The sequence below is a fragment of the Faunimonas pinastri genome (assembly GCF_900110915.1).
GTDB lineage: Bacteria > Pseudomonadota > Alphaproteobacteria > Rhizobiales > Afifellaceae > Faunimonas > Faunimonas pinastri.
Genome location: NZ_FOFG01000003.1, coordinates 171,375 through 196,500 on the forward strand (window position 1 = coordinate 171,375; position 25,126 = coordinate 196,500).

The 25,126-nt window shown below is 65.6% G+C and carries 22 protein-coding genes; 8 read left to right on the forward strand and 14 right to left on the reverse strand.

What is annotated here, in order from left to right; translation table 11 throughout:
* The first annotated feature begins 22 nt into the window (after positions 1 to 22).
* Together BMY25_RS06260 and BMY25_RS06265 are read left to right on the forward strand one after the other, a co-directional pair.
* Positions 23 to 967: an alpha/beta fold hydrolase gene (locus tag BMY25_RS06260; protein WP_143061890.1), complete on the forward strand. Its 945-nt coding sequence runs from the start codon at positions 23 to 25 to the stop codon at positions 965 to 967.
* A complete protein-coding gene (locus BMY25_RS06265; protein ID WP_092495767.1) occupies positions 960 to 2,258 on the forward strand; it encodes an MFS transporter in 1,299 nt (432 codons plus the stop codon). The genes BMY25_RS06260 and BMY25_RS06265 overlap by 8 nt, the downstream gene beginning before the upstream one ends.
* Positions 2,259 to 2,608: 350 nt before the next feature.
* Here BMY25_RS06265 and BMY25_RS06270 read toward each other — a convergent pair whose 3' ends face one another.
* From BMY25_RS06270 to BMY25_RS06295, 6 genes are all read right to left on the reverse strand, one after another.
* Positions 2,609 to 3,322 carry an ABC transporter ATP-binding protein gene (locus tag BMY25_RS06270; protein ID WP_092495768.1) on the reverse strand — a complete coding sequence of 238 codons (714 nt, stop codon included), beginning with the start codon at positions 3,320 to 3,322 and terminating at the stop codon, positions 2,609 to 2,611.
* On the reverse strand, positions 3,319 to 4,047 hold the full coding sequence (locus tag BMY25_RS06275) for an ABC transporter ATP-binding protein (RefSeq protein WP_238858202.1): 729 nt from the start codon (positions 4,045 to 4,047) through the stop codon (positions 3,319 to 3,321). The genes BMY25_RS06270 and BMY25_RS06275 overlap by 4 nt, the downstream gene beginning before the upstream one ends.
* A gap of 38 nt (positions 4,048 to 4,085) precedes the next feature.
* Positions 4,086 to 5,033, reverse strand: a complete 948-nt coding sequence (locus tag BMY25_RS06280; RefSeq protein ID WP_092495769.1) for a branched-chain amino acid ABC transporter permease — start codon at positions 5,031 to 5,033, stop codon at positions 4,086 to 4,088.
* Positions 5,033 to 5,833 (reverse strand): branched-chain amino acid ABC transporter permease, encoded by an 801-nt coding sequence (locus BMY25_RS06285; protein WP_092495876.1) that lies wholly within the window; start codon positions 5,831 to 5,833, stop codon positions 5,033 to 5,035. The genes BMY25_RS06280 and BMY25_RS06285 overlap by 1 nt, the downstream gene beginning before the upstream one ends.
* 198 nt (positions 5,834 to 6,031) lie before the next feature.
* Positions 6,032 to 7,243 carry an amino acid ABC transporter substrate-binding protein gene (locus BMY25_RS06290; protein WP_177176734.1) on the reverse strand — a complete coding sequence of 404 codons (1,212 nt, stop codon included), beginning with the start codon at positions 7,241 to 7,243 and terminating at the stop codon, positions 6,032 to 6,034.
* A gap of 574 nt (positions 7,244 to 7,817) precedes the next feature.
* Complete coding sequence (locus BMY25_RS06295; RefSeq protein WP_092495770.1) at positions 7,818 to 8,699, reverse strand: 2-dehydro-3-deoxygalactonokinase; 882 nt, start codon at positions 8,697 to 8,699, stop codon at positions 7,818 to 7,820.
* Positions 8,700 to 8,965: 266 nt separating this feature from the next.
* On the opposite strand from BMY25_RS06295, the gene BMY25_RS06300 reads away from it, so the two are divergent.
* Genes BMY25_RS06300 through BMY25_RS06325 form a run of 6 tightly spaced genes read left to right on the forward strand, consistent with a single transcriptional unit; the run spans position 8,966 to position 15,763 of the window.
* Positions 8,966 to 10,699, forward strand: a complete 1,734-nt coding sequence (locus BMY25_RS06300; protein WP_092495771.1) for an SMP-30/gluconolactonase/LRE family protein — start codon at positions 8,966 to 8,968, stop codon at positions 10,697 to 10,699.
* Positions 10,700 to 10,727: 28 nt separating this feature from the next.
* Complete coding sequence (locus tag BMY25_RS06305; RefSeq protein ID WP_092495772.1) at positions 10,728 to 11,822, forward strand: ABC transporter ATP-binding protein; 1,095 nt, start codon at positions 10,728 to 10,730, stop codon at positions 11,820 to 11,822.
* Positions 11,819 to 12,625 (forward strand): SDR family NAD(P)-dependent oxidoreductase, encoded by an 807-nt coding sequence (locus tag BMY25_RS06310; protein ID WP_177176735.1) that lies wholly within the window; start codon positions 11,819 to 11,821, stop codon positions 12,623 to 12,625. Before BMY25_RS06305 ends, BMY25_RS06310 begins: the two co-directional genes overlap by 4 nt.
* A gap of 37 nt (positions 12,626 to 12,662) precedes the next feature.
* Complete coding sequence (locus tag BMY25_RS06315) at positions 12,663 to 13,934, forward strand: extracellular solute-binding protein (RefSeq protein ID WP_092495773.1); 1,272 nt, start codon at positions 12,663 to 12,665, stop codon at positions 13,932 to 13,934.
* A gap of 54 nt (positions 13,935 to 13,988) precedes the next feature.
* Complete coding sequence (locus tag BMY25_RS06320; protein ID WP_092495774.1) at positions 13,989 to 14,924, forward strand: carbohydrate ABC transporter permease; 936 nt, start codon at positions 13,989 to 13,991, stop codon at positions 14,922 to 14,924.
* Positions 14,925 to 14,926: 2 nt separating this feature from the next.
* Positions 14,927 to 15,763: a carbohydrate ABC transporter permease gene (locus BMY25_RS06325; protein ID WP_092495775.1), complete on the forward strand. Its 837-nt coding sequence runs from the start codon at positions 14,927 to 14,929 to the stop codon at positions 15,761 to 15,763.
* A gap of 247 nt (positions 15,764 to 16,010) precedes the next feature.
* On the opposite strand, the gene BMY25_RS06330 is transcribed toward BMY25_RS06325, so the two are convergent.
* Genes BMY25_RS06330 through BMY25_RS06365 form a run of 8 tightly spaced genes read right to left on the reverse strand, consistent with a single transcriptional unit; the run spans position 16,011 to position 25,072 of the window.
* Complete coding sequence (locus BMY25_RS06330; RefSeq protein WP_092495776.1) at positions 16,011 to 17,762, reverse strand: SMP-30/gluconolactonase/LRE family protein; 1,752 nt, start codon at positions 17,760 to 17,762, stop codon at positions 16,011 to 16,013.
* A complete protein-coding gene (locus BMY25_RS06335; RefSeq protein WP_092495777.1) occupies positions 17,699 to 18,682 on the reverse strand; it encodes an NAD-dependent epimerase/dehydratase family protein in 984 nt (327 codons plus the stop codon). Before BMY25_RS06335 ends, BMY25_RS06330 begins: the two co-directional genes overlap by 64 nt.
* Before the next feature lie 12 nt (positions 18,683 to 18,694).
* A complete protein-coding gene (locus BMY25_RS06340; RefSeq protein WP_092495778.1) occupies positions 18,695 to 19,867 on the reverse strand; it encodes an ABC transporter ATP-binding protein in 1,173 nt (390 codons plus the stop codon).
* A gap of 9 nt (positions 19,868 to 19,876) precedes the next feature.
* Entirely contained in the window at positions 19,877 to 20,704 is an 828-nt protein-coding gene (locus BMY25_RS06345) for a carbohydrate ABC transporter permease (RefSeq protein WP_092495779.1), read from the reverse strand.
* A 4-nt stretch (positions 20,705 to 20,708) separates the two neighbouring features.
* The gene (locus BMY25_RS06350; protein WP_238858189.1) at positions 20,709 to 21,614 is read right to left on the reverse strand and encodes a carbohydrate ABC transporter permease; all 906 of its coding nucleotides are present in this window, start codon (positions 21,612 to 21,614) and stop codon (positions 20,709 to 20,711) included.
* A 56-nt stretch (positions 21,615 to 21,670) separates the two neighbouring features.
* Positions 21,671 to 22,939 carry an ABC transporter substrate-binding protein gene (locus BMY25_RS06355; protein ID WP_092495781.1) on the reverse strand — a complete coding sequence of 423 codons (1,269 nt, stop codon included), beginning with the start codon at positions 22,937 to 22,939 and terminating at the stop codon, positions 21,671 to 21,673.
* A gap of 46 nt (positions 22,940 to 22,985) precedes the next feature.
* Positions 22,986 to 24,158 carry a mandelate racemase/muconate lactonizing enzyme family protein gene (locus tag BMY25_RS06360; RefSeq protein ID WP_092495782.1) on the reverse strand — a complete coding sequence of 391 codons (1,173 nt, stop codon included), beginning with the start codon at positions 24,156 to 24,158 and terminating at the stop codon, positions 22,986 to 22,988.
* A complete protein-coding gene (locus tag BMY25_RS06365; protein WP_092495783.1) occupies positions 24,155 to 25,072 on the reverse strand; it encodes a dihydrodipicolinate synthase family protein in 918 nt (305 codons plus the stop codon). Before BMY25_RS06365 ends, BMY25_RS06360 begins: the two co-directional genes overlap by 4 nt.
* Positions 25,073 to 25,126 lie beyond the last annotated feature (54 nt).

Sequence of the window (25,126 nt, forward strand, 5' to 3'; positions counted from 1 at the left end):
CTCCTTTTTCGTCGGTGGACGAATGGTGGAAACGGTTGGCGCTCCGCTGGAGGAGCACGTGCTGGCGCGGAACGGCGTTCCTGTTCCCATCAATCCCAACGGCACCACCGTGCTGGGCCAGATGTACGTGCAATACGCCCTTCCTGAAACCGCCAGCGGGCCGCCCTTGCTGTTCTGGCATGGCGGGTCGCTGACCGGCGCCTCCTGGGAGACGACGCCGGACGGCCGGGAGGGCTGGTACACCTGGTTCCAGCGCCGGGGATGGCCCTGCTTCAATGTGGATGCGGTCGAGCGTGGCCGATCCGGATGGGCGCCGCGCGATCCGTACTTCGCCGCTCCCGCGTTGCTTCGCACCCTGCAGGACAGTTTCACCCAGTTTCGCATCGGTCGCGCGGTCCAGGATGGCAGCGTCGCGAGCCTTGCCGCCGCGGCTTACCCGGAGTGCCGCTTTCCGCTAGACGTCTTCGGCACGTTCATGCGCCAGGTCGTGCCACGCTGGTCCAGCACGGATGAACTGGCCGTGGACGCCTATTGCGCGTTGCTGGACCGCGTCGGCCCGGCCGTGATCGTGGCGCATTCCCAGGGCGGCGCCTTCGCCTTCCGTGCGGCCGAGCGCAGGCCGGAAATGGTGCTGGGCATCGTTGCGGTGGAGCCGGCACAAGGCGGCGTCACCGATGGCGCAGCGCTGGCCGGAATTCCCGTGCTGGCGATCTATGGCGATCATCTGGATCTCGACGCGCGCTGGCCCACCATCCGCGCCCGCACGGACAAGTGGTTCGACGGTGCCTCTCGCGCCGGAGTGCCGGTGGAAATCCTGGATCTGCCGCAACGCGGGATACGCGGCAACTCCCACATGCTGATGATGGAACGCAACAACGCCGAAATCGCCGAACTGATCGAAGAATGGCTGCGACGTCAGTCGCTTGAAGTATCCCAGCCCATGACAAAGGACACCGTGCATGCCTGACGTTGCGACTTTTGAAGGGGAGGTGGTCCGCAAGGTGGCCTGGCGGCTGATGCCGTTCCTGACACTGGGCTACTTCCTGGCTTCCCTTGACCGGGTGAATGTCGGCTTCGCCGCGTTGCAGATGAACGGCGATATCGGCTTGAGTTCGCAGGCATTCGGCTTCGGCGCCGGGCTGTTTTTCGTCGCGTATTGCTTCTTCGCCGTTCCCGGCAACCTGATCATGCAGCGGGTGGGCGCGCGCCTCTGGCTCTCGGTGACCATGATCGCCTGGGGCGTGATCTCAGCGGCCACGGCCTGCGTGCAGGGGCCCACGTCCTTCGCGGTGCTGCGCTTCCTTCTCGGGATCGCCGAGGCCGGTTTCTTTCCCGGCGTGATCTACTATTTCACCCTGTGGTTTCCGGCGAACCATCGCAGTCGCATGGTCGCCATCCTCATGATGGCGCTGCCGGTTTCGTCGGTCGTCGGCTCGCCGGTCTCGGCTGCGTTGCTGCTGAGCGATGGCTTCATGGGTCTGCGCGGATGGCACTGGCTGTTCATCATCGAGGGCCTGCCGGCCGCGCTGATCGGCCTTGCTTGCGCCCTGGTCCTGCCGCGCAACATCCAGTCTGCCGGCTTCCTCAGCCCACCCCAGAAAGCATGGCTGGCCGATGCGCTTCGCGAGTCGCCGACCAAGGGGGCCGTGAACTCCGAAATTCCGCTCTGGCGCGTGCTGATCAACAAGTACGTGCTCGTGCTGACGTTGATCTATATCGGCGGAACATCGGTCACCAACGCTCTCTCCCTCTGGCAACCGCAGATCATCAAGACCTACGCGCTTTCCACCTTCCATGTCGGTCTGCTGAACTCGCTTCCCTTCGCCCTCGCCAGCCTGGCGATGTACCTTTGGGCCTCGCATTCGGATCGCACGGGGGAGAGGCCCCTGCATACGGCGTTGCCGCTGGCTCTGGCTGGCGTCGCGCTGATCTGCACCACGTTCGTGCAGGGTCTCGCCCCGATGATCGGCGTTCTCTGCGTCGTCATCATCTGCGCCTCAATGATCAAGGGCCCGTTCTGGGCCATGGCAACCGAGGCGCTGCCCTCCCGGCTCTCGGCCGTGGCGATCGGGCAGATCAACGCGCTGAACAACCTCGGAGTGTTCGGTGCGACATGGGTGATCGGCGCCATCCGTGGTGCCACCGGCAGCTTCACCTTCGCGATGCTTCCTATCGCGGCGTTGACCCTGTCGGCATGCGTGGCCGCGCTGTGGATGGGACATCGGCAAAGGCGCCCGCAACAGCTTGCGAAGGCTTGAGGTGGGAAGAGACGGCCCTCAGGCGGGCCGTCCCGTTCCGCGAGAACCCGTGTTCGCGGCGAAGGTCTGACCGGTTATCCCGCGCGGAAAACCCTGCCGACCGGCCGTGCCGCCTTTGACGAATGCGGCACGACCATGCCGGCGGAAAGGCTTTGGGGCTGGATGGCGGGTTCCGGCACCGAAGGGGCATCAGGCCTGCACTTCTCTTCCACCCGAAAATCCTGCCGACCCACTCCTGCCGCAGCCCACCCTGCGTCAGGACGTTGATCGCGTAATCGTCCGGGAGCCGGCGAGGGCTCTCTCGTCCAGGTTATCGTCCGTCCCGCCTCTTTCCGAAATGGGTATCCGCCTCAGGCGCCCAGATAGGCCTCGCGCACCGCCGGATCGTTCTGAAGCTCGGCGATGGAACCCTCGCCGACGACCCGACCGGTTTCCATGACATAGCCCCGGTCGGCGACGGAGAAGGCGGCGAAGACGTCCTGCTCGACGAGAAGGACGGTAACCCCCTGGCTCCGGATGTCGGTCAGGACTTCCAGCAGCTGGTCGACCACCACCGGAGCGAGGCCGAGGCTCATCTCGTCGATCAGCAGGAGCTTCGGCGCCGCCATCAGCGCGCGACCCATCGCGCACATCTGCTGTTCGCCGCCGGACATGTTGCCGGCAAGCTGCCTGCGCCGCTCCTTCAGCCGCGGGAACAGTTCGTAGACCCGTTCGAAGCTCTCGTTCAGGCCCGACTTGTCCTTGCGCCGGAAGGCGCCCATGCGCAGGTTTTCCTCCACCGTCATCTTGCCGAAGAGCTGCCGGCCCTCAGGCACCTGCACCAGGCCGCGCATGAAGGCGGCCTCGGGGGGAAGGGGCAGAAGGTCGGCGCCGTCGAACTCCAGCGTGCCCTCCGCCTTGATGACGCGCGATACGGCCCGGAGCAGCGTCGTCTTGCCGGCGCCGTTGGACCCGACGAGGGCGACGATCTCGCCGCGGCCGACGGTGAGGTCGACATCGAAGAGAACCGGCACGGGACCGTAGCCCGCGCTCAGCTTCTCGATCCTGAGCAGCGTCTCGCTCATTGCCGCCTCCGTCCGAGATAGGCCTCGACCACGCGCGGATCCTCCAGAACAGCGGCCGGATCGCCCTCGGCGATCTTCTCGCCGTGATGGAGCACGAGCACGCGGTCCGACAGGCTGCGGATCGCCTTGATGACATGCTCGATGACGAGGATCGTCACGCCGCGCTCCCGCATCTTCTTGATCAGCTCGATCACCTCCTCGACCTCCACCGCATTGAGCCCGGCCATCACCTCGTCGAGAAGCAGCAGCTTCGGCTCCATCGCGAGCGCCTTGGCGAATTCCAGTCGCTTGCGATCCGGCCCGCCGAGCGAGTCGGCCCTGGCGTCGACGCGGTGGGAGAGGCCGGTGAAGTCGATCCACTCGCGGGCGGACCGGCGCGCCTTCGCCATGACCTTTTCGCCGCCGCGCCCGAACAGCGCGCCGACCGTGACATTCTCCAGCACCGACATGCCGGGGAAGGGTTTCATCACCTGGAAGGTTCGGCAGATACCCAGATGTGCCCGCTGGTAGGGCGGCAGCGCGTCGATCGGCTGACCCTCGAAGCGCAGCTCCCCGTCGCTGGGTTTGAGCGTGCCGGAGATCATGTTGACGAGCGTTGTCTTGCCGGCGCCGTTCGGGCCGATGAGCCCGAGTATCTCGTTCTCGTACATCTCGAACGAGACCCGGTTCACCGAGACCAGGCCGCTGAACCGCTTGGTGATGCCTTCGGCCTGGAGGATCGGGATGCGCGTCGTCGCTCCCGCCGCGTTTTCACCCGGGGCGCTCAAAGCCGGTTCTCCCGGATGTTCTGGAGGAAATAACGCGGCCCCCTGGCGCGCACGCCGCCTATCATGTTGGCGAGGCCGCGCGGCATGAAGATCACGGCGAGGACGATGACGATGCCGAAGAGCAGGGCCGCCGCCGTGGAGATGCTGCTGGCGAGATATTCGTAGATCGCCGACAGGATGAAGGAGCCGACCAGCGGTCCGAAAACAGTGCCGGGTCCGCCGAAGACCGCCATGATGACCATGCGCACGTTGAGGGTCGGGTCGAAGGCGCTGGCCGGATCGATGAAGCTGATCCAGTAGGCGTGGATGCTGCCCGCCACCGCCGTGAACAGCGCCGACAGGACGAGGGCCACGATCTTGAAGACGGTGGTGTTGATGCCCATCGTGCCGGCCGCGTCCTCGTCCTCGCGGATCGCGACCAGGCCCATGCCGAAGCGGCTCTTCGACACCCACAGGACCGTCAGGGTGCACAGGACGAGGAGGCCGAGCGAGAGTTCGTAGAACATCGTGTCGGCGCGGATCAGCGGCAGGACGAGGCCGATATTCGAGCCGGCGATCGGCAGGTTGGAGACGATAGCCCCCATTGCCGCCGCAAGGCCCAGCGTCGCGATGGCGAAATAGGGCCCGCGGAGCCTCAGGATCGGAATGCCGATCAGCAGCGCGCAGAGGACCGCAAGCACGATGCCGAGCAGGATTCCCACCCAGAAGGGCAGGTGGAATTGCGCCATGGCGATGGCGGCCCCATAGGTGCCGAGTCCGTAGAAGACCGAATTTCCGAACGAGACGTAGCCGGTGAAGCCGCCAAGGATGTTCCATGCCTGCGCTAGGACCGCGAGAAGCAGCGCGTCGATCGCGAACTGCATCATCACGTCGCTCGCGAGCCAGGGCACGAAGACGAGGAGGACGACCACGACGGCGGCGATGGCGAGGGGGAGAGGTCTCATCAGGCGGTCCTCAATGCACGGGCGGGGCGGACGATCAGCACGACCACCAACAGGCCGAAGCTGATGACGTCGCTGTAGGTCGGGCCGAAGTAGAGCGCGGTCAGGGATTCCGCGACGCCGACGAAGATGCCGCCGAGGATGACGCCGAACGGGTTGGAGAGGCCGCCGATGATCGCGATGACGAAGGACTTCGCCGTGAGGCTCGCGCCGATATAGGGCGTGAGATGCGCGATCGTGCCGTAGAGCCCGCCGGCCGCCCCGGCGAGCGCCGCACCGATGCCGAAGGTGACCGCGTAGAGCTGGCGCGGATTGACGCCATAGAGACGCGCCGCGATCAGGTTCTGCGACGTGGCGCGGATGGCCCGGCCCAGCGGCATCTTGTTGAGGAGCAGCCAGATCGCGCCGGCCAGGACGATCGCGATCGCGAAGGCCGCGAAATTGACCAGCGGGACGGTTATGCCGAAGACAGCGATATTCGACCCGGCATAGCCGGGGTTGATGGTGCGGAAGTCGGCGCTGAAGGCGAGCTGGGCGAGGTAGGTGATGACGACGTTCAGCCCGAAGGTGATCAGCAAGGTGTTCAGCATCGCCGAACGCACGACCAGGTTCAGGACGAAACGCTGCAGGAGATAACCAAAGACGAACATGCCCAGCGTGGCGATCGGCAAGGCGAGGAAGGGGTCCACGCCGAGGCCGGCGAAGAGATAATAGACGGCGTAGCCGCCGAGCATGATCATCGCGCCATGGGCGAGATTGACGATGTTGAGAACGCCCCAGACCAGTGCCATGCCGAGGGCCATCAGGCCGTAGAGGCCGCCCAGCAGCACGCCGTTGGTCAGGATTTGTGCCAGGAGCACGAGCTACCTCCCTGTTCTGTCCTGTTTCCTCAGCCTCTTGATGGGCCGATTCATTGTCGCTCGATGATCATGATCAAAACGGGATCGCAGCGATAGCGCCGCGATCCCGCAATCGACCGCCTCTGCGCGTTCAGCGCAGGATCAGCCCCGCTTGCCCCAGGCGGGGATGGGATATTGCGGCTTGTTCAGGATCTTGTCCGTGTAGACCGGAACGAGCTTCCCGTCCTGGATCTGCACCACGATCTGCGGCAGCACGATCTGACCGTTCTCGCCGTACTTGATATGGGCATAGAGGCTGTCGAAGTCGGACTTCGCGATCGCGTCGCGCACCGCCTTGGGGTCGAGCGATCCGGCCTTCTCGATGGCGTAGACGAAGGTTTCGAGATCGGCGGCGCCGGAGGCCGCATGGTAATCCGGCTGATAGCCGTACTTGTCGCTGTAGGCCTTGGCGAACTGCGAGGCGTCGCCGTACCACTTGTCCTTGAGGGACTCGTCCGGCAGCCAGGACGTCATGCCGAAAGCGTAGTTCGCGTCCCCGCCCAGCGCACTGCGGAAGTCCGCGGTCGGCACGCCGACGGTGAAGGAGTAAAAGGTCTTCGGATCGACGTTGAGGCTCTTCATCTGCCGGATGAAGTTGAGCGCATCCGTCTCGTGGCCGCTCCACAGGATGGCGTCGACGCCCGCCGATTTGATCTGCGAAAGGATCGAGGCGAACTCGCCGGCGCCGTCGCGGAAGGCCTGGTCGATCGCGACCGTCATCCCGGCCTCCTTCAGGAGCTTGCGCGTGCCCTTGGCGACCGAAACGTCGAAGCTGTCGTCGGCCGCGACGAGCGCGACCGTCTTCGGTGCCGGATCGAGCTTCTGCAGCATGTCGATTGTCGAGGCGTAATAGTCGTCGGCCGGCGGCAGCGTGCCGAAGATGTATTTGTAGCCGCGCGTGTAGATCTCGGTCGACGCGCCGCCGCCCTGGACCATCGGCACCTGGTACTTCTCGGCAACCGAGGAATCGTTCAGCGCGAAGTTGGAGGCGAAGGGGCCGAGCAGGAAGTTCACCTTGTCGGACGAGACCAGCTGGACGTACTGACGAACGCTCAGATTGACGTCGGACTGGTTATCCAGGATGTCGAGCTGAAGCTTGTAGGACTTGTCGCCGACCTTGACCCCGCCGGCGGCGTTGATCTTGTCGACCATCATCTGGTAGGCGTCGCGGTAGTAGCGGCCGGTATTGGCCGAGGGGCCGGTCAGCTGCACCGAAGCGCCGAGCTTGATCGTATCCTCCGCCGATGCGAGCGACGTCGAAGCTGCCAGAAGCGCCAGGGCTCCCAGCGCCGTCATTGAATGTCGCATGGACATCCTCCCTTTTGTTTTTTGCGGCTCTTTGAATGCCAGTTCGGCTCCCGAGCGTTGCACCCGAGGTACTCCGACGCGCTGGCTGAGGCCCTTTCGCAGTATTCACGAACAATCACCGTCGTCCAGCCGAAACCGTAACGGGTTTGCCGCAGGCCTGCCTCTCAGCCCACGCAGGCTAATCGGCGGACATCGCAGAACTCTTCTTGGCAGTCGAAGGACGTCGCCGGACACGCCGACTGCGTGTCGGGCGGGAACTCTTCTCAGATCTGTCTGGTCTTTGCGGATGAGATCCGTTCGGCAGGCGAGAGCCGGCTCGTTCGCGGCCAACACACCACTTATATATCCGCCGCCTTCTAGATCTGGCCCCGTGTCACGCCGTCAGGGAGCGGCCGAGCCCGAACACGCCGGTCGCAAGCCGATCCGTCGAGCATCGCGATGGGCATCCAGCTTGACGGGAGGTTTGGCATCGGTCCGCCTGATCAGCCAGCCGGCCACTCTCGGGCCGCCCGCCGATCGAGGCCGGCGGCGTCCTATCTCGCGTGTTGAATTCGCCCCGGATCGTCAAATCTACGTGGAATCATTGCCGGATCAACCGGGCAAAACCCGCTTCCGCCACATGGGAACCGCCGGAAGCGGAGGCAATATCGAGCGCACGCAACGCGACGTTGTAGCGAGCTGCGGCAGCCGAGCTGCCAAGGATGGACAGAGCTTCCCCAGTACCGCCGAACTCCTCCATCGCCTCCAGAATTTCCGCGCCGGTCACCATTCCCGCGAGGTAGCTGGGTATGTGTGCGGGTTCCAACTCGTTGAAGAGCACCATGCTGCGGGCAGCGATGACACGGCGCAGCAAGCCTCCTCCAATGTCGCTCCGCTCCCGCGAGAGTGCCACGCCCCGGAGGAAGGCTTCGGCACATTCCTGCGGCTCCGCCGGGATCAGGCGGGAGACCAAGGAATCCGACTGGAGCAGGCGCAGGATTTCGCCGCCCATATACGTCGCGAAGCGAACGATGCGGCCCTCCTCGACCACGGCCCACTTGGTGTGCGCGCCGGGCAGGACGACGACGCCCCGCTCGGGGACAGCTCCGAAGATCTGGATTTCCTCGCTACGCATCACATCCGGCAATGGATGGCGGACCGAGACGCCGGGCAGGAAGACCAGCGGCCCGCAGCCCTCGATTGTCTTTGTGACCGCACCGGCCAGGAGATCGCCCGGGCCCGCCGAGCATGCGGCGTAGCCGGTTTCGACCCAGCCATTGCGACTGGTAATCATGCCGGAAAGAAGCACCTTCGCCGCATCGCCGAGCCAATCGCCGATGCGGGAGCGGAGAACGGCCTCGAAGCTCCCGTCACGGATGCTCGTGACCCCGTCCTCCGTCCGACGCTCCTCCAGAACTTGACCGGCGTCGTCCATGCGAAAGGCACGGAAGGCTGACGAAGTCCATTCAACGGCAACGAACATGATGTGACGATCCTAATGCTTGATTGGTCAGGCCTGACGGGAAACCAGCCGCGGTTCTCCGCACCGAGGCCGGTGCCGGGGATCCGATCGACGCGGGTGCGGTCGATGGAGGAGAGACCGTCCCGCCCCGCTCCCGCGCTCCTGATGGCCGCCTGTTCCCCGCAATCTTCTTGAACTTGGAACTCGGTTCCAATACATAATGAGGCGGAAGAGGAAACGTCAACCGCGGCGACGCTTCGGCAAGGGGCGCGCCACCGAGGGGCCTGATGGCAAAATCGCAGGTCAGGGACGCCGGCGAGGAACGGAGCACCGAGGCGGGGGAGGGGCCGTCCACGCCCGGGGTTCAGGCGCTGACGCGCGGCATCCAGCTCCTCGATCTCGTTGCCGGTTTTCGCGGGGCGCCCCGCTTCACCGATCTTCTCGACCTGACCGGCATGCCGAAGGGCACGCTGCACCGGCTTCTCCAGGCGCTCGCCGAGGAGCGCCTCCTGAAACTCGACCCGCGCGACCAGACCTATCGGCTGGGATCGCGCGTCTTCGAATGGGCGCACAAGGTCTGGGACGAATTCGACCTGCGCGGCGCGGCCGAGCCGGAACTGGAGCGATTACGCGACCTCACCGGCGAGGCGATCCGAATCGGCATCCTCGATGCCGGAACCGTCCTCTACATCGATCAGCGGGAAGTATCGCAGCCGCTCCGCCTCAACAATGGTGTCGGAAGCCGTGTCGAGCCCCATGCCAGCGGCCTCGGCAAGGCAATCCTCGCCCACCTGTCGCTGGAAAAGCGGCGCGCTCTGCTTTCCGGCGGCGTGCTGGAGCAGAAGACGCCGAACACGGTCGTCGAGCCCGAAGAGCTCGGCCGCCAGCTCGATCTCATCAAGGCGCGAGGCTACGCGGTCTCGGTGGACGAGCAGAATTTCGGGATCAGCTCCGTCGCGGCTGCGATCCTCGACCACCGGGCCGAGCCGATCGCCGCCGTGGGCATCATCGGGCCATCCTTTCGCCTGCCGCCGGACCGCCTCCATGCGCTCGGCCGCGAGGTGATCGAATCCGCGCGGCGGATCACGGGAAACATCGGTGAATCCGCCATGTCGCTCGCCGTGCAGCCGCGACCGCTCGGGCCGGATCGCGCCGATGTCCGTTGCGTCATCCCGGCCAGCACCTTTCTGGGCGAGGGGCCGCACTGGTCGGAACGCGCGGGTCGGCTTTACTTCGTCGACATCCTGGCGCCCTCCGTCTGCGTCGGCGATCCTGAAGCGGGCACCTATACGAGCCTCGCCGTTCCCGAACTCGTCGGCTTCCTGATCCCCCGCCGCTCGGGCGGCTTCATCGCCGGCATGCATGGCGAGGTTCGCGGCCTGGATCTCGACAGCGGCGCGACGAGCGTCATCGCCCATCCCGAGGCGGACCGCCCGGGCCACCGCTTCAACGACGGCAAGTGCGACCGCAAGGGTCGGCTCTGGGCCGGAACGCTGGCGATTGACACCTCACCCAGCCAAGGCCGGCTCTGGCGGGTGGACGCCGATGGCACGGCGACGGAAATGGATCGCGGCTTCCGCGTCTCCAACGGTCTCGGCTGGAGCCCCGACGACCGGACCTTCTACTTCACCGACACGGCTCGCCAGCAGATCTACGCCTACGATTTCGACCTTGAGAGAGGCGCGATCGCCAACCGGCGCGTGTTCGTCACCGTTCCGGAGTCGGAGGGGCGGCCGGATGGGCTGACGGTGGATGCCGAGGGCTTCGTCTGGAGCGCGCACTGGGACGGCTGGTGCGTCACCCGATACGACCCGGCCGGCAAGGTCGAGCGGGTCATCAACCTGCCCATGCCGCGCCCGACAAGCTGCGTCTTCGGCGGTCCTGACATGACGACCCTGTTCGTGACATCGGCACGGATCCGCCTTTCCGCCGCGCAACTCGCCGAGGCGCCGCTCTCGGGAAGCGTCTTTGCGATCGATACGGGTATCCGCGGACTGGCAGGCCAGGAATTCGCCGGCTGAGCGAGACAGAGGCGTGGGGAGACAGAGCGTGGCAAAGCTGGAACTGCACGATATCCGCAAGACCTTCGGCGAGGTGGATGTGCTGAAGGGGATCAGCCTCACCGTCGAGGACGGCGAGTTCGCCGCTTTCGTCGGCCCCTCGGGTTGCGGGAAATCGACACTCCTCCGTCTGATTTGCGGGCTGGACGAGATCACGTCCGGCCAGATGGCCATCGATGGTGAGATCGTCAACGACGTGCCTGCGTCGCGACGCGGGCTCGCCATGGTGTTCCAGAGCTATGCGCTCTATCCGCATATGACCGTTGCCGACAACATGGGCTATGCGCTGCGGCTCGCTGGCACGCCCAAGCCGGAAATCCGCCAGCGCGTCGAGAATGCGGCGCGAATCCTGCGGATCGATCCCTATCTGGATCGCAAGCCCCGACAGCTGTCCGGCGGCCAGCGCCAGCGCGTCGCGATCGGCCGGGCCATCGTGCGCGAGCCCCGGATCTTTCTGTTCGACGAGCCGCTCTCCAATCTCGATGCGGCGCTGCGTGTCGACATGCGGATCGAGATCGCCCGCATGAAGGAGCGGCTCGGAACCACCATGGTCTACGTCACGCACGACCAGATCGAGGCGATGACGCTGGCCGACAAGATCGTGGTCATGAATGCCGGGCGCGTGGAGCAGGTCGGTTCGCCGCTGGAGCTCTACAACCGGCCGGCCAACCGCTTCGTGGCAGGCTTCATCGGCAGTCCGCGCATGAACTTCCTGGCCGTCTCCGGCGTCACGCCGGAAGGCCAGATGGTTGTGCCCGGCGGCCGGATCGGCCTGGCGCGGCGCATCCCCGGCACCGCGGCGGAAGCGGGCGTGCGGCCGGAGCACCTCCGGCTCGACCGGCCCGGCACGGAGGGCAGCCTTTCCGGTCGCGTCGTGATGACGGAGCATCTCGGCAGCGACACTTACGCTTACGTGCAGCTGGACGGTTCAGAACAGCCGATCCTCGTGCGGCTTTCCGGCGAACGGCTCGTGCGCCGCGAAGAGCCCGTCGGCGTGGTGGTCGACCCGGAAACGGTCCACATCTTCGGATCGGATGCGAACACGCTTCTTTCTGCGCAGTCCACCGCGCGGGAGGCAGCATGAGCGTCCATCCGGAACTCATCTCCCGTGTGACGGTGGATGGAGCCCGCTATCCGAGCCTCAGGGGCAAGCCGGTGCTCGTCACCGGTGGCGGCAGCGGCATCGGGGCGTCCATCGTGGAGCACTTCGCCGACCAGGGCTGCCGGGTGGGCTTCATCGAGCTGAACGGCGCGGTGGCGCAGGAGACGGCGGCGGCGGTGGAGCGGCGCACCGGAAATCGTCCGGTTGTCGCGGTCGCCGACATGCGCGATATCGAGGCCGTGCGGAGCGCGGTCGCTCGCCTGTCGGAGGAACTCGGCGCGTTTCGGGTTCTCGTCAACAATGCCGGCAATGATGACCGCAAGCCATTGGAGGAGGTGACCCCGGATTACTGGGACGAGCGCCTCGCCACCAATCTGCGGCACCAGTTCTTCACCGCGCAGGCTGTCATCGGCGGCATGGCGGCATCCGGCGGCGGCTCCATCGTCAATATGGGCTCCATCTCGTGGATGAGGGGCGCGGCGGGCCTGATCTTCTACACGACGGCCAAGTCGGCGGTCATGGGCATGACCAAGTCGCTCGCCCGCGAGGTCGGCGACCGCAGCATCCGGGTCAATTCCATCGCGCCGGGCTGGGTGTTGACGGAGCGCCAGGTGGAGCGCGCCAAGCTCGCCTACCAAGGCAAGTTCTCCGAATACCTGGAAGCCCAGTGCCTCAAGGAGCACCTGCTGCCACCCGATATCGCGCGCCTCGCCCTCTGGCTGGCGGCGGACGATTCCCGCCTCGTCACGGCGCAGACCTTCATCGTGGACGGTGGCGTCGTCTGACGACGCCGATCTCAACAACAAGGGAGGGAGGACAACAATGAGAACAATGAAGCGGATGGCCGGAGCTCTTGGCCTTGCAGCCGCAATGGCAACCGGCCCGAATATCGCTCATGCGGCCGATGTGAGCTTCATGAGCTTCACCTACGCCGAGCAGGCCGGGAAGCCTTCGGTGGAGAAGATGGTCGAAGGCTTCAAGGACCAGACGAAGCTGACGGTCGAGCCGATCGGCTATGCCTGGGGCGACATGCAGAAGAACCTCTTCCTGCGCGCCCGCTCCCGCACGCTGCCCGACGTCGCGCAACTCTCCGAGCGCTGGCTGCCGAGCGTGGCGAGCCTGCCGGGGCTGGTCGACCTGAATACCGTCTATGGCAAGGACAAGCTGGAAGCGATTTTCGCTCCCGATGCACTCGCCATCGGCCGCCTCGGGGACAAGCAGCTGGCGCTGCCGTTGATCTCCGGCTCCATCGGCATGATCGCCAACAAGGCCGTGCTCGAAAAAGGCGGCATCGCCGATCTCCCGACCACCGTGGAGGATTTCCGCAAGGATCTGGTTGCCGTCCGCGACAAGGTGCCGAACTCGGTGCCCTACACGATGGCGACCAAGAACAACGGCTCCATCCTGATCGACTTCATGCTGTGGAACTGGGTCTTTGGCGGTCAGCTCATCGACGGGCAGGGCAAGGCGGTGGTCGACAGCGATGCCAGCCGCCAGGCACTCGCCTTCATGGTCGGATTGGTGAAGGACAGGCTCGCGGCCCCCGAGATCGACCGTCCGGATGCCCGCCGGCTGATGGCGCAGGGCGCCTCGGCGTTCTTCTTTGACGCTCCGCAGGCGCGCACCTTCCTGCGCAACTTCTCCGGCGAGGGCGAAGCCTTCGACAAGAACGTCGCGCCGATAAAGACACCGGTCCTGCATCAGGGGGATCAGTCGACCTCCATCCAGTGGGGCCACCTGCTGGTACAGTTCGCCTCCGGGGCCTCCGCCAAGCCCGACGCGCCGGCCGACCAGTTTCTCACCTACCTGACCTCGGACGCGGTGCAGACGCAGTTTCCGGTCGAGCAGAGCGCGCTCCCGGTCACCAAGTCGGCCCGGCAGGCGGTGTCCAATGACCCGTACCTGGCGGCCTGGGCGCAGGCGACCGGCCGGGCGCGCGCGAACGAAGTCGGCATCTGGTCCAACGCGGCGGAGCTCACCACGATCGTCGGCGAGGAGGTGCAGGGAGCACTGCTCGGTCAGAAGAGCGCGGACGAGGCCATCGCCTCGATGCAGAAGCGCCTCGCAACCTCCATGGCATCCGCCAGAAAATGACATCGAAGGTCCGGCTGTCCGGCCGGACCGTTCCCCCTCTGCGATGAGACCGTCATGGCCCTGACCGAAGTCAATCGACCCCTGGAACTGCCGGTGTCGCCGCTCGCCAACCGGCGCGGCCTGAGGGCCGGCCAACGCCGAACCGGTATCCTCCTGCTGCTGCCGGCCATCGCCGTCTTCGCCGTGGTGATCCTCTACCCGTTCCTCAAGGCGCTGGGGCTGTCGCTCTTCCGCTATACGATCGAGATGACGGCGCCCGAGTTCATCGGGCTCGGCAATTTCCGGACCATCGCCACGAGCGGCGAGGTGTGGAACGCCTTCCTCGTCACGGCCATCTACGTGCTCTTCACCACGGTGGGGACGCTCGTGCTGGGGCTCGGATGGGCGCTGATCCTGAACCAGCCGTTCCGCGGCCGTGCGGTGCTGCGCTCGTTCTCGCTGCTGCCCTGGGTCCTGCCCAGCACGGTAAGCGCTTTCATCTGGGGCTGGATCTTCAACGCGCGCTTCGGTGTGCTGAACGCGATCCTGCTGGAACTCGGCCTCATCGATTACCCGCAGGCCTGGCTCTCCACCCCGCAGGGCGCGATGCTGGCGGTGGTGCTCACCAAGATCTGGCTGTCCATTCCGCTGTTCATGGCCTTTTTCCTGGCCGGCCTGCAGAACCTCGACCGCGAGCAGGTGGACGCGGCCCGCATCGACGGGGCCGGCAACTGGGCGGTGCTGCGCGACCATGTGCTGCCGCATCTCCGCCCCGTGCTGATCGTCGTGGTGGTGATCGGCGTCATCGGCAATCTGCAGCAGTTCGACACGATCTTCGCGCTGACCGGCGGCGGCCCGGTGCGGGCGACCACGGTGCTTTCCATCGAGGTCTACAAGCAGGCTTTCGAGCAGTGGGACATCGGCTTCGCCTCGGCGATCGGCGTCCTCTGGGTGGCAACGCTGATCGCGCCCGCCTTCTTCTATCTGCGGATGCTGGTGAAGGGAGCCTGAGCATGTTCGACCTGTCCAGCCGGTCCGCCAAGGTGGTCTTCGGTCTCTGCCTCGCCGGGATCGGCTTCTTCCTGTTCGCGCCGCTTTACTGGCTGGCGATCTCGGCCTTCAAGGGGAACGCGGAACTGTATCGCGTCGTGCCGACCCCGGTTCCGCTGCATCCCACACTGACCCATTTCGTGACCGCGCTCACAACCGGCAAGCTGCCGATGTATCTCACCAACAGCCTGATCACCTCGGGGTGCAGCGCGGCGCTCAACACGCTGCTGGCGCTCTATGCCGGCTACAGCTTCGCCAAGTATCGCTATTTCGGCCGCCAGCCGGTCATGCTGTTCATGCTGTCCGCGCAGATGTTCCCGTTCGGGCTTCTGCTCATCAGCCTCTATCCGCTGATGAGCAACCTCGGCCTGCTCGACACGCGGCCGGGCCTGATCCTGAGCTACATCGTGTTCGCGCTGCCGGTCTCGACCTACATGCTCTACAGCTACTTCAGCCAGGTGCCGGACGAACTGATCGATGCGGCGCGCGCCGACGGCGCCAACGACTTCCGCATCTTCCATACCATCGTCATCCCGATCTCTATTCCGCCGATCGTGACGGTGTTCCTGTATTCCTTCATGTGGTCGTGGAACGACCTTCTTTATTCCATGACGCTGATCGTGACCGACACGAAGCGGACCATCGGCCCGGGCCTGCTCCTCACCTACCTGAACGAGGTCAATTCCGATTGGGGCGGCGCGATGGCGGCGTCGCTGCTTGCGTCGGCCCCGGTCGTGATCGCCTTCATGTTCCTGCAGCGCTACTTCATCCAGGGTGTGACTGCCGGCGCGGTGAAGTAGCTTCAGGCAGGTAAGGAGCCGAGCCGACGCCGCGGCCTTGTCGGCCGAGATCGGAACGGCGGCCCCGAGGCTCGCGGCCACAGCGAAGCTGACCGTCCCGGCGCGACCATGCTGGCGCCGGGCGGTAGGCAAGTGCACCGGACACCGCTGGCCGGGAGCCGTTCGCGGCACGGCTGGTTGCCGAGCAGCGGGGCTGCTTCAACCCCGCATCGTTCGCAACCCGGCCTTGGCTGACAACGAGATCGTGTCAGCCGGCATAGCTGTTGCCGGGCAGGCCGGGGACATCGACCTGAAGCGCGAAGATGCCGCCCGAGAACGGCGCTTCGGCAAGCATGCGGGAGGGCAGCCGGACGCGGGCCGAGGTGACGAAAAGCGTCTTCAGATCGGGGCCGCCGAGCGTGACGCTGGTCGGGCGCGGCACCGGCAGGCGGACGGTTCGGAGAAGCCTGCCGTCGGGGGCATAGCGACGTACTGCCCAGCCGTCCCAGACCGCGCACCAGAGGCAACCCTCCCGGTCCACGGTGATCCCGTCCGGTCGGCCTTCCGAGGGAGGAATCTTTGCAAAGAGCCGACGCGGCCCGAGTGTGCCGGACGCCATGTCGAAATCGAATGCGTAGATGTGGCCCGCCGCCGAATCGACGAAGTAGAAAGTCCGCCCGTCCGGGCTCCAGTCGAGACCGTTGGCGACCATGTAGCCGGAGGACATGGAGGTCCATCGCCGGTCGGCGTCGATCCGGTAGAGCGCGCCCGTGGCGCGGCTGGCGTCGAGGCACATGGTGCCGCCCCAGATCCGGCCAAGGGGGTCGCATTTCCCGTCATTGAAGCGGTTTTCCGGGATGTCGGCCTCCGGGTCGACCAGAGGTGTCAGCGTTCCCGTCTCGAAATCCAGACCTTCCAGCCCATCCTGCGTGAAGGCGACGAGGCCGCCGCTCCGCCGTTCCGACACGGCGCCGACGAGCCGTGGCATGCGGCGTTCCTCGTTGCTGCGGGTCTCCGGGTCGAACCGGTTCACGGAGGGCGCCAGGATATCCACCCAGTAGAGCCGTCCGTCGCGGCCGGACCACACGGGTCCCTCGGCCAGATGCGCGCCCCAGGGCAGCACGCACTCCACCGGATCGTCGATGCTGCGCGATGGGCGCTGGTAGGAGGTGATGTTTACCGGGGCGGCACCGACATTGCCGGAGATCTGGCGCGTTGCCGCCATCAGGTCGCGGCCGGTCGTGTGAAGGTGATCGGTCGACAGGCGCGCGCTGGGCCCGAAGACGCCCATCGCGGCGACCGGGCGGCCGGTATGGTCGAAGATCGGCGCTGCGACGGAGGACGTGCCCTCCACGTGCTCGGAAAGCGAGATCGCGTAGCCCCGCGCCCGGGTCAGTGCGAGATCGGCGACCAGAGCCTCCTCCGACGTGATGGTGCTGTCGGTGAAGCTCCTGAGATCGATGCGGTCGAGGAGGGCGCGCTGCTCGTGCGGCGCGGCGAAGGCGAGCAGCGCCTTGCCGCCGGCTGTGCAATGAAGGGGAGCGCGGCGGCCGATCTCGATGCGGAAGCCCAGGGCTCCCCCGCGCGTCCGCTGGTCGGTGTAGAGGATCTCGTCGCCTTCGATGACGCACAGCGCAACCGTCTCCCGCGTCTCCTCCGCCAACCGGTCCAGAACCGGCCCGGCGGCGCCGCGCAGGTCGATCGACTCCCAGACCCGGTGGGCAAGCTCGAAGAAGCGGTGGCCGAGCCGATAGGTGCTGTCGCTCTCCTCGTGGCGAATGAGGCGGAACAGCACCAGCGTGTTCAGGAGCCGGGCGAGCGTTCCCTTGGGCAGCCCCGTTGCCGCCTGCAGGTCCTTGAAGCGCGGCGGCGCATCGCGTTCGCCGATCACGTCCAGCAAATAGAGCCCCTTGGCGAGCGCAGCCGCCCCTGTCGGGACATCGCGTTCGTCTGGCCTCAGGACGCGTTCTTCGCCTTCCAGACGTCCGCCGCTTCCGCGATCATCCGCTCGATCGTCCATTTCGGTTCAAATCCCAGAAGCTCGCGAATCTTTGCGTTCGACGTTTCATAATAGACGCCCGCACCCGGCAGATCGACAGTCCGGAGCGGCAGCCCGGTCGCTTCTGCCATGATGGGCAGGGCTTTCGCGAAATCGACAGGCTCGGTCGAGCCAAGATTGAATACCTCTCCCAGAGCCGCCTCCGATCCGAAAGCGAGCAGGATGCCGTCTACCATGTCCCGGGTATCGGTGATGTGCATGCGGAACGGTCGCCCATTGGCGTTGCGCGACACGACGAGCGCCTCGCGCCCGTCATCCAGCGCGCGGAGCGCCTCCACGGCGGCCTTGTTGCCGAAGCCTTCCTGCTGGCGGATCTTGGGCTGGAGGAAGAAGCGCGGGCCCGAGAAGAAGCTTGCCGGATCGAGAAGCTCGGCCGCGTCCTGCGTGTGGGAAAAGCGCAGGATCGTGAAGGGCAAGTTCGCCGTTCGCGCGAAGAAGCGGACGAGTTCCTCGCCCATGAGCTTCGTCAGGCCGTAATGCGAGCGCGGCTTCAGGGAATGGCTCTCATCGAGCGGCAACGTTTCGGGCGCGCCTTCCGGATAGACTTCACCGCTGCTGGCGAACAGGAACCGCCGGACGCCAGCGGAGGCCGCAGCCTCCAGAATGACGCGCGTGCCGTCGACATTCGCCTTGTAGAGACGATCGATGTCGGAGGGCAGCCACGACATGAAAGCTCCCAGATGCAGCACGGCCTCCGCGCCCTTCATCGCCTCGGCGGCGAGATCTCGCTGGCCGAAGGCGCCGATCACCTCGCGATAGGTCGGGTCCTTGCGGCCGAGGGGTCGAAGATCGAAACCGGTGACGGCGTGACCCGCCTCCAGCAACCGCGAAACCATCCTGGAGCCGACGCGCCCGGCCGATCCTGTCACAACGATTTTCATTGAAGCGTGTCCTCAGGCTGTAATCGCCCGCTCCGTTTCGGGGTCGAAGACGTGAAGGTTGGCGGGGTCGAAGGAGAGGCGAACGGCGTTGTCCTGCGCGATCTGTCCCGGATTGATCAGGCGCGCGATGATCGTGGCGCCGCGATCGGCCTCGCTGGTGTTCGTTTTCTCGGCCGTCGCGACGATCGTGCCAGCGCCGGGCTGGTCCGGGCGCACGAGCCGGTTCGCCTCCGGCACCTCCAGATACAAGTACTTCTCGCTGCCGAGACTTTCGACCATCCGGGCTGGCGTCTCGAACGTGACCGCGCCGGGGCCGAGCTGGAAGTGCTCCGGACGAAGCCCCACCAGCACCCACGGGTTCTTGAGCCTCGCCAGGTGCTCGCCGGGCACGGGAAGGGTGACGCGCTGTCCGAAGATCTGCACCTCAGCGGACCCGGCCGTGCCTGTCAGGGGCGCCCTGATGATGTTCATGCCGGGCGAGCCGATGAAGCCCGCCACGAAGAGGTTCGCCGGGCGGCGGAACATCGTGTCCGGATCGGCCACCTGCTGGATCGCGCCGTCCCGCATGATGACGATGCGATCCGCCATGGTCATGGCTTCGATCTGGTCGTGCGTGACGTAGATCGTGGTGACGCCAAGGCGCTGGTGCAGCGCGCCGATTTCCACACGCATGTGAACGCGCAGCTTCGCATCGAGATTGGAGAGCGGCTCGTCCATCAGGAACGCCGCAGGCTGCCGCACGATGGCGCGGCCCAGCGCGACGCGCTGGCGCTGGCCACCCGAAAGTGCCTTGGGGCGGCGCTCCAGCAGGTGCTCGACGCCCAGGATGCGGGCGGCGTCCGCCACGCGCCGTTCGATCTCGGCCTTGGGCGTCCCTCGCATCTTGAGGCCAAAACCCATGTTCCGGGCGACCGTCAGATGTGGGTAGAGCGCGTAGTTCTGGAACACCATGGCGATGTCCCTGTCGCCGGGCGCCAGATCCGTGACCTCGCGCCCGCCGATCAGCACCCGGCCCGACGTCGCCGCGTCCAGCCCGGCCAGGATCTTGAGCATCGTCGACTTGCCGCAGCCGGACGGCCCGACGAAGACGACGAACTCCCCGTCGGAAACGTCGAGCGAGAAATCCTTGAGGACTTCGAGCGAACCGTACGACTTGCGCACGTGCTCGATCTGGATACCTCCCATATGTGCCTCTTATTTCTCTGCGCCGGCGGTGAGGCCGCCGACCAGGTAGCGTTCCAGGAACAGGTAGATCAGCAGGATCGGCAGCGCGACGAGCAGGGATGCCGCCGAGATGTCGCTCCAGTTGATGATGTATTCGCCCTTCATGGTCGTGATGCCGAGATTGGCGGTCCAGCTTCCCTGGGCGTTGGTGAGGAAAGTCCGGGCATAGGCGTAATCCGACCAGGACAGGACGAAGCCGTAGAGCGCCGTGGCGGCGAGCCCCGGCGTGGAGACCGGCAGGATGACCCGGAAGAGCGCGCCGAGCGGCGAGCAGCCGTCGACCATGGCGGCCTGCTCCAGTTCGCGTGGGACGGTGTCGAAATAGCCCTTCAGCATCCAGGTCGTGAACGGAATGATGAGGGTGGAGTGCGCGAGGACGATCGACCAGAGATTGCCGATAAGGTGCAGGCTGCGGAAGATGCTGAAGAGCGGGATGACCAGCAGCGTCGCCGGCAGCATCTTGGCGATCAGGATGAAGAGGCCGAGCGATTGCCCGCCACGCACCTGGAACCGCGACAGGCTATAGCCGGCGAAGACGGAGACCGACATCGACAAGGCCACTGCGCCGATCGCGGCCAGCGCGGAGTTGCCGAGCCAGAGAAGGATCGGGTGCGCCGCGAGCACATCCCGGAACACACCCCAGCGCGGATGCGCGGGCCAGAGACGTGGCGGCAGGACCTGCAGTGCATCGGGCGGCGACAACGCCGTGACGAAAAGCCAGTAGATCGGGAAGAGCAGCAGCGCGCAAACCAGCACGACGCCACAATAAAGGAAGATCGAGGTGCGGATTCGTCTCATGGCGTCACAGGTTGTCCGGAGCGCGGCCCATCATCAGCCGGCTGGCGATGATGCAGATGATCAGGGTGACGATGCCGATGGCGGACGCGTAACCCATCTTGAAGAAGCTGAAAGCCTGCTCGTAGGTCATGAGCGACAGGGTCTGGGTCGCGTGGAGCGGGCCGCCACCCGTCATGGTGTAGATGATCGAGAAGTCGCGGAAGACCCAGAGCATGCTGAGCACCAGGCTCACGCCCAGCACGGGCATCAGCGAGGGCAGCGTGATGTTCAAAAGGCGCTGCCAGGCGCTCGCGCCGTCAACGCGGGCGGCGTTGTAATAGTCGTCGGGGATCGCCTGCAGTCCGGCCAGCGCCATGATCGAAACGAAGGGATAGCCCTTCCAGATCATGACGACGCAGATCACGAAGAACGCGCCCGCGGGTGAGGAGAGCCACGCGATCATCCCGGAGCTGAGATGGAACTGGATCGCGAGCCAGTTCACCAGTCCGAACGACGAGTCGAACATCCAGGAGAAGATCACCACCGCAATGACCTCCGGAACCGCCCAGGGCAGGGCGATCAGCACGCGCGCCACCGAGCGGCCCCGGAACCGCTGGTTGACTAGAAGTGCGGTGCCCAGCCCGATAACGAAGCAGGCCGCCGTCACGATCACCACCAGCTTGAGCGTAACCCAGGCCGCGTTCCAGAAATCGGGCGAGGCGAAGAGGCGCGTGTAGTTGGAGAGGGTGAAGGGCTTGTGGGGCAGGTCGAGCCGCACGATCCCGACATTCTGGAACGAGATCTCCAACGAGATGAACAGCGGATAGACGATCAGGAACGCGATCAGGATAACCGCAGGGGCAAGCAGCAGGTATCCCAGCCAGTGCCGGCGGCTGGGACGGGCGAGATCGAGGCGTGGAAGTATGTGCATGATGGAGACCGTTCCCGGCGCAGAAGGCGGCCTTCGGGAGAAAGCCGCCCGCAGCCTCATTGATTCTGGATGGCCTCGGCCTTGGCCTGCATTGTCTTGGCCACGTCCTTCGGGTCGAGATCGTTTATGATCATCCGCTTCGCCTCGTTCATCATCATCGTGGCGAACTCGTTGAACTGGATCTCCAGCCCCTTCGGCAGCCGGTCCACATGCGCTGCCGACGCGCTGCGGGCGGCTTCGACGATCGTGTCGAAATCAGCGACCTTTTTTCGCGCTTCCGCGATATCGGCGCGCGGATCCGGCGCGGGTGAGGTCGTCATCGCGGCGAAGCTCGACTGGAACGGGTCGGAGGTGGCGATCTGGATGAAGTCCCAGACGAGTTGCTTGTGATCGTCGGGAATTTCGGCAGCGATCGCGAGGACGTTCGACGATCCGCCCATGGGAGGGGTGAAGGGATCCTTGCCGAATTTGATCTGGTCCCGGGCCTTGCCCTTCTGGACGATCGGGTAGAGCTGCGGGCCGTCGAGCTTCATGGCGATGCGCCCGTCGGCAAAGAGCTGCCGCGTGTCGGCCGACGTGAGGTCGCGCGGGGTCAGGCCATCCTTGACGATCGTCTTCCAGCGCGTCAGCCCCTCCACCATCTGGGGCGTGTCGATGGTGACCTTGCCGTTCTGGTCGGTGAATTGAGCGCCCGCATCCAGCGTGTAATTCATCATCTCGGTGAGATATTGCCCGCCGCCGCCCTTGGTCTCGTGCCCGGTTCCGAACTGGTCGGGAATGCCGTCGCCGTTCACGTCCCTGGTGGTCTTGCGCGCGGCGTCCAGGAACTCCTGGTAATTCGTCGGGACCTTGGCTCCAGCCTTGTTCAGCAGATCTTCGTTGTAGCCGAAGACGAAGCCGGTATAGAGCATCATGATGCAGTCGGTCTGGCCCTTCCAGTTGCAGGTCTCCTGGCCGGCCCATCCTTGTAGATTGAGCTTCGACTTCTCGATGTACGGGCCGAGGTCTTCCAGCCAGCCGTTATCGGCGAATTTCTGGTACTCGAAGGACGCCAGATGCACGATGTCGGGCGGCGTGCCGCCGGCGAACAAGGTCGTCATCGTGTCGGAATAGGCACCCCGCTCGACCTTGGTCCACTCGATCTTGACGCCGGGATGCTGCTTCTCGAACGCGCTGATGACGGACGCCCACCAATCCCGGTATCCCGGCTCGTCCTTCTGCCAGGACACGAATTTCAGCGTCGTGTCGGCGAAGGCCGACGTCGCGGCAACGCCCGCGAGCGCCAGCGCCGTCATGCCGGCAAGGGCAAGTTTCCTGAGCTTCATCGTCGTTTCTCTCCCTTGATTTCTTTCGGTCTTTGGACCGTGCTTCTTATGCTCGGCTTTCGAGAATGCGGATCGCCTCCTCGGAGGGCTCGACGCCGAGGCCGTGGCCGGTGGGAAGCGTGTAAGCACCGCTTTCGCATGCCATGTCGCCCACCAGGAAGCGGCGGTTCGGCTCGAAAATGGAGTGCTGGAATTCATGCGCGGTCACTGCCGCCGCCGCCGCTGCGGCATGCAGGCTGGCCGCCAGGAAGATGCCGATCCCGATTGTCGCGTGCGGGATCACCTCCAGGTGATGCGCCTGCGCGTAGCCGGCGATCCGCATGAACTCGGTCACCCCCTTGTGACCCATCTCCGGCTGCAGGATGCCGCAGGCACGGCGCGCCACGCGGGGCACCGCATCATAGACGGTGCGCCATTCCTCGCCGGCCGCGATGGTCGTTGAGACGGAGCGCGCCACATGCGCCAACCCGTCGATGTCCTCGGGATTGACGGGCGCCTCCGCGAACCAGAGCCCGTGCGGCTCCATCGCCCGGATCAGCGCGATCGCCTGCTCGGCGGTGTGGGTCCAGTGCATGTCGCAGGCGATGCGGGCGCCTGGGCCAAGCCGCTCGCGCAGGCCCGCCAGCTCGGCCGCCACTCCGTCATCGGCAACGGGAGAGGCGAACTTGAAGGCGGAGAACCCCCGATCCTGCCATTGCGCGGCGAGATCGGCCCTTTCGGCTCGGTCCGGCTTCGGAAGGCCGGAAATGTAGGCCGGTATGGTGTCCCGACGCTGACCGCCGATCAGCTTCACGAGCGGCAGGCCGGTCAGCTTTCCGGCAAGATCCCACAGCGCGATGTCGATGGCCGCGAGGGCGTCGAGATAATAGCCGCCGGTATAGCCGCGCACGCGCATGAGGTCGTAGAGGTCGTCATGGACCACGGCGGCATCGAGCGGGTCTCGCCCGACCACAAAGTCGGCGAGCAGGTCGGTGACCAGCGCCATGGTCGCGCGCGGCGCGACGATGCCGTAGGTTTCGCCCCAGCCCACCGCTCCGGACGTCGTCTCGATGCGCACCAGGACGGTGCGGTCAACGGTCGGATACACGGTGCGATTGCCGCGACGCACGAAGTAACCACGTGCGTTCGGCTCCTCGCCTTCGCGCAGCGCCCCGAGATACGGCACGTCGCGCGGTATGGTGATGCTGAACGCCTCGACGCGCGCGACCCGGTCGCTCATGCGGCGCTCCGGACCAGCGGCGCCGTGGCGAGCAGGTCATCGATGCTCTCGAGCCACGCATCGATCTCGCTTCGATCGTTCGCGTCGAAATCCGCGATCCTGGCGCGCACGACGTCGTTTCTGAGGACGCCGCGTTTCGTCAGGACGTACTTGGTGAACCGCATCCGCCAAAGCGCCTGGATCACCAGCAGCGGCAGGGTGCGGCGGTAGAGATCGCGGGCCAGGGCGACATCGCCCTGCTTGTGCGCCTCATAGAGGGCGACATGCACGTCGGCGATCTCCGCTGCCGGCATGGCGCCGCATGCGCCGCGGTTCAGTTCTTCGATGATATAGCGCGCTCCGCCACCGCCCAGCACGCCGACCACGTGGTCGGGCTTGCCGGCCAGGATCCGCGAAATGGCCGGCCCGGCAGGGAGGGTTTCTTCCTTCACGTAGCGGATCGAGCGATTGCCGCGCACGATCTCCAGAATGGTGTCCGGCGCCAGATCGGAGCCGCGGGGCGCCGGTGCGTTCTGCAGGACGATCTCGATGTCCGGCACGGCTTTGGCGATCGCGGCATAGAAGGCGCCAATATCATCGGCCGTGTTGCCGACGCTCTTCGGCGCCTGGATCATCACATGCCGCACGCCCATGGACAGCGCCTCGCGGCAACGCTCCACGACGTCCTCCACATTCGCCGAGCTTGCGCCCGCAACCACCGGCACTCGGCCCGCAACCTCCTCAACGACGACCCGGAGAAGGGTTTCACGTTCGGTCGGCGTCAGCTCATCGACCTCGCTGGCAAAGCCCGGGAATACGACGCCCTGCGAGCCGCCGCGAAGCGCGAAGCGCGTGATCGAAGCCATCGCGACAGGATCGATCATTCCTTCCGGGTCGAACGGCGTGGGGAGAACGGGAAGGATGCCGAAAAGCAAGATAAACTCCTTGATCCACTATATGAACCATATGAACTCTATGTTGGATCAATC

What these genes read in the sequence shown, in the direction of transcription:
- BMY25_RS06290 (WP_177176734.1), bottom strand. Translation starts at nt 7,243, where the DNA reads ATGTCCATGCGACATTCAATGACGGCGCTGGGAGCCCTGGCGCTTCTG.
- BMY25_RS06310 (WP_177176735.1), top strand. Translation starts at nt 11,819, where the DNA reads ATGAGCGTCCATCCGGAACTCATCTCCCGTGTGACGGTGGATGGAGCC.
- BMY25_RS06300 (WP_092495771.1), top strand. Translation starts at nt 8,966, where the DNA reads ATGGCAAAATCGCAGGTCAGGGACGCCGGCGAGGAACGGAGCACCGAG.
- BMY25_RS06345 (WP_092495779.1), bottom strand. Translation starts at nt 20,704, where the DNA reads ATGAGACGAATCCGCACCTCGATCTTCCTTTATTGTGGCGTCGTGCTG.
- BMY25_RS06355 (WP_092495781.1), bottom strand. Translation starts at nt 22,939, where the DNA reads ATGAAGCTCAGGAAACTTGCCCTTGCCGGCATGACGGCGCTGGCGCTC.
- BMY25_RS06265 (WP_092495767.1), top strand. Translation starts at nt 960, where the DNA reads ATGCCTGACGTTGCGACTTTTGAAGGGGAGGTGGTCCGCAAGGTGGCC.
- BMY25_RS06360 (WP_092495782.1), bottom strand. Translation starts at nt 24,158, where the DNA reads ATGAGCGACCGGGTCGCGCGCGTCGAGGCGTTCAGCATCACCATACCG.
- BMY25_RS06280 (WP_092495769.1), bottom strand. Translation starts at nt 5,033, where the DNA reads ATGAGACCTCTCCCCCTCGCCATCGCCGCCGTCGTGGTCGTCCTCCTC.
- BMY25_RS06350 (WP_238858189.1), bottom strand. Translation starts at nt 21,614, where the DNA reads ATGCACATACTTCCACGCCTCGATCTCGCCCGTCCCAGCCGCCGGCAC.
- BMY25_RS06260 (WP_143061890.1), top strand. Translation starts at nt 23, where the DNA reads ATGGTGGAAACGGTTGGCGCTCCGCTGGAGGAGCACGTGCTGGCGCGG.
- BMY25_RS06295 (WP_092495770.1), bottom strand. Translation starts at nt 8,699, where the DNA reads ATGTTCGTTGCCGTTGAATGGACTTCGTCAGCCTTCCGTGCCTTTCGC.
- BMY25_RS06285 (WP_092495876.1), bottom strand. Translation starts at nt 5,833, where the DNA reads ATGGCCCTCGGCATGGCACTGGTCTGGGGCGTTCTCAACATCGTCAAT.
- BMY25_RS06325 (WP_092495775.1), top strand. Translation starts at nt 14,927, where the DNA reads ATGTTCGACCTGTCCAGCCGGTCCGCCAAGGTGGTCTTCGGTCTCTGC.
- BMY25_RS06320 (WP_092495774.1), top strand. Translation starts at nt 13,989, where the DNA reads ATGGCCCTGACCGAAGTCAATCGACCCCTGGAACTGCCGGTGTCGCCG.
- BMY25_RS06335 (WP_092495777.1), bottom strand. Translation starts at nt 18,682, where the DNA reads ATGAAAATCGTTGTGACAGGATCGGCCGGGCGCGTCGGCTCCAGGATG.
- BMY25_RS06330 (WP_092495776.1), bottom strand. Translation starts at nt 17,762, where the DNA reads ATGGACGATCGAGCGGATGATCGCGGAAGCGGCGGACGTCTGGAAGGC.
- BMY25_RS06270 (WP_092495768.1), bottom strand. Translation starts at nt 3,322, where the DNA reads ATGAGCGAGACGCTGCTCAGGATCGAGAAGCTGAGCGCGGGCTACGGT.
- BMY25_RS06315 (WP_092495773.1), top strand. Translation starts at nt 12,663, where the DNA reads ATGAGAACAATGAAGCGGATGGCCGGAGCTCTTGGCCTTGCAGCCGCA.
- BMY25_RS06340 (WP_092495778.1), bottom strand. Translation starts at nt 19,867, where the DNA reads ATGGGAGGTATCCAGATCGAGCACGTGCGCAAGTCGTACGGTTCGCTC.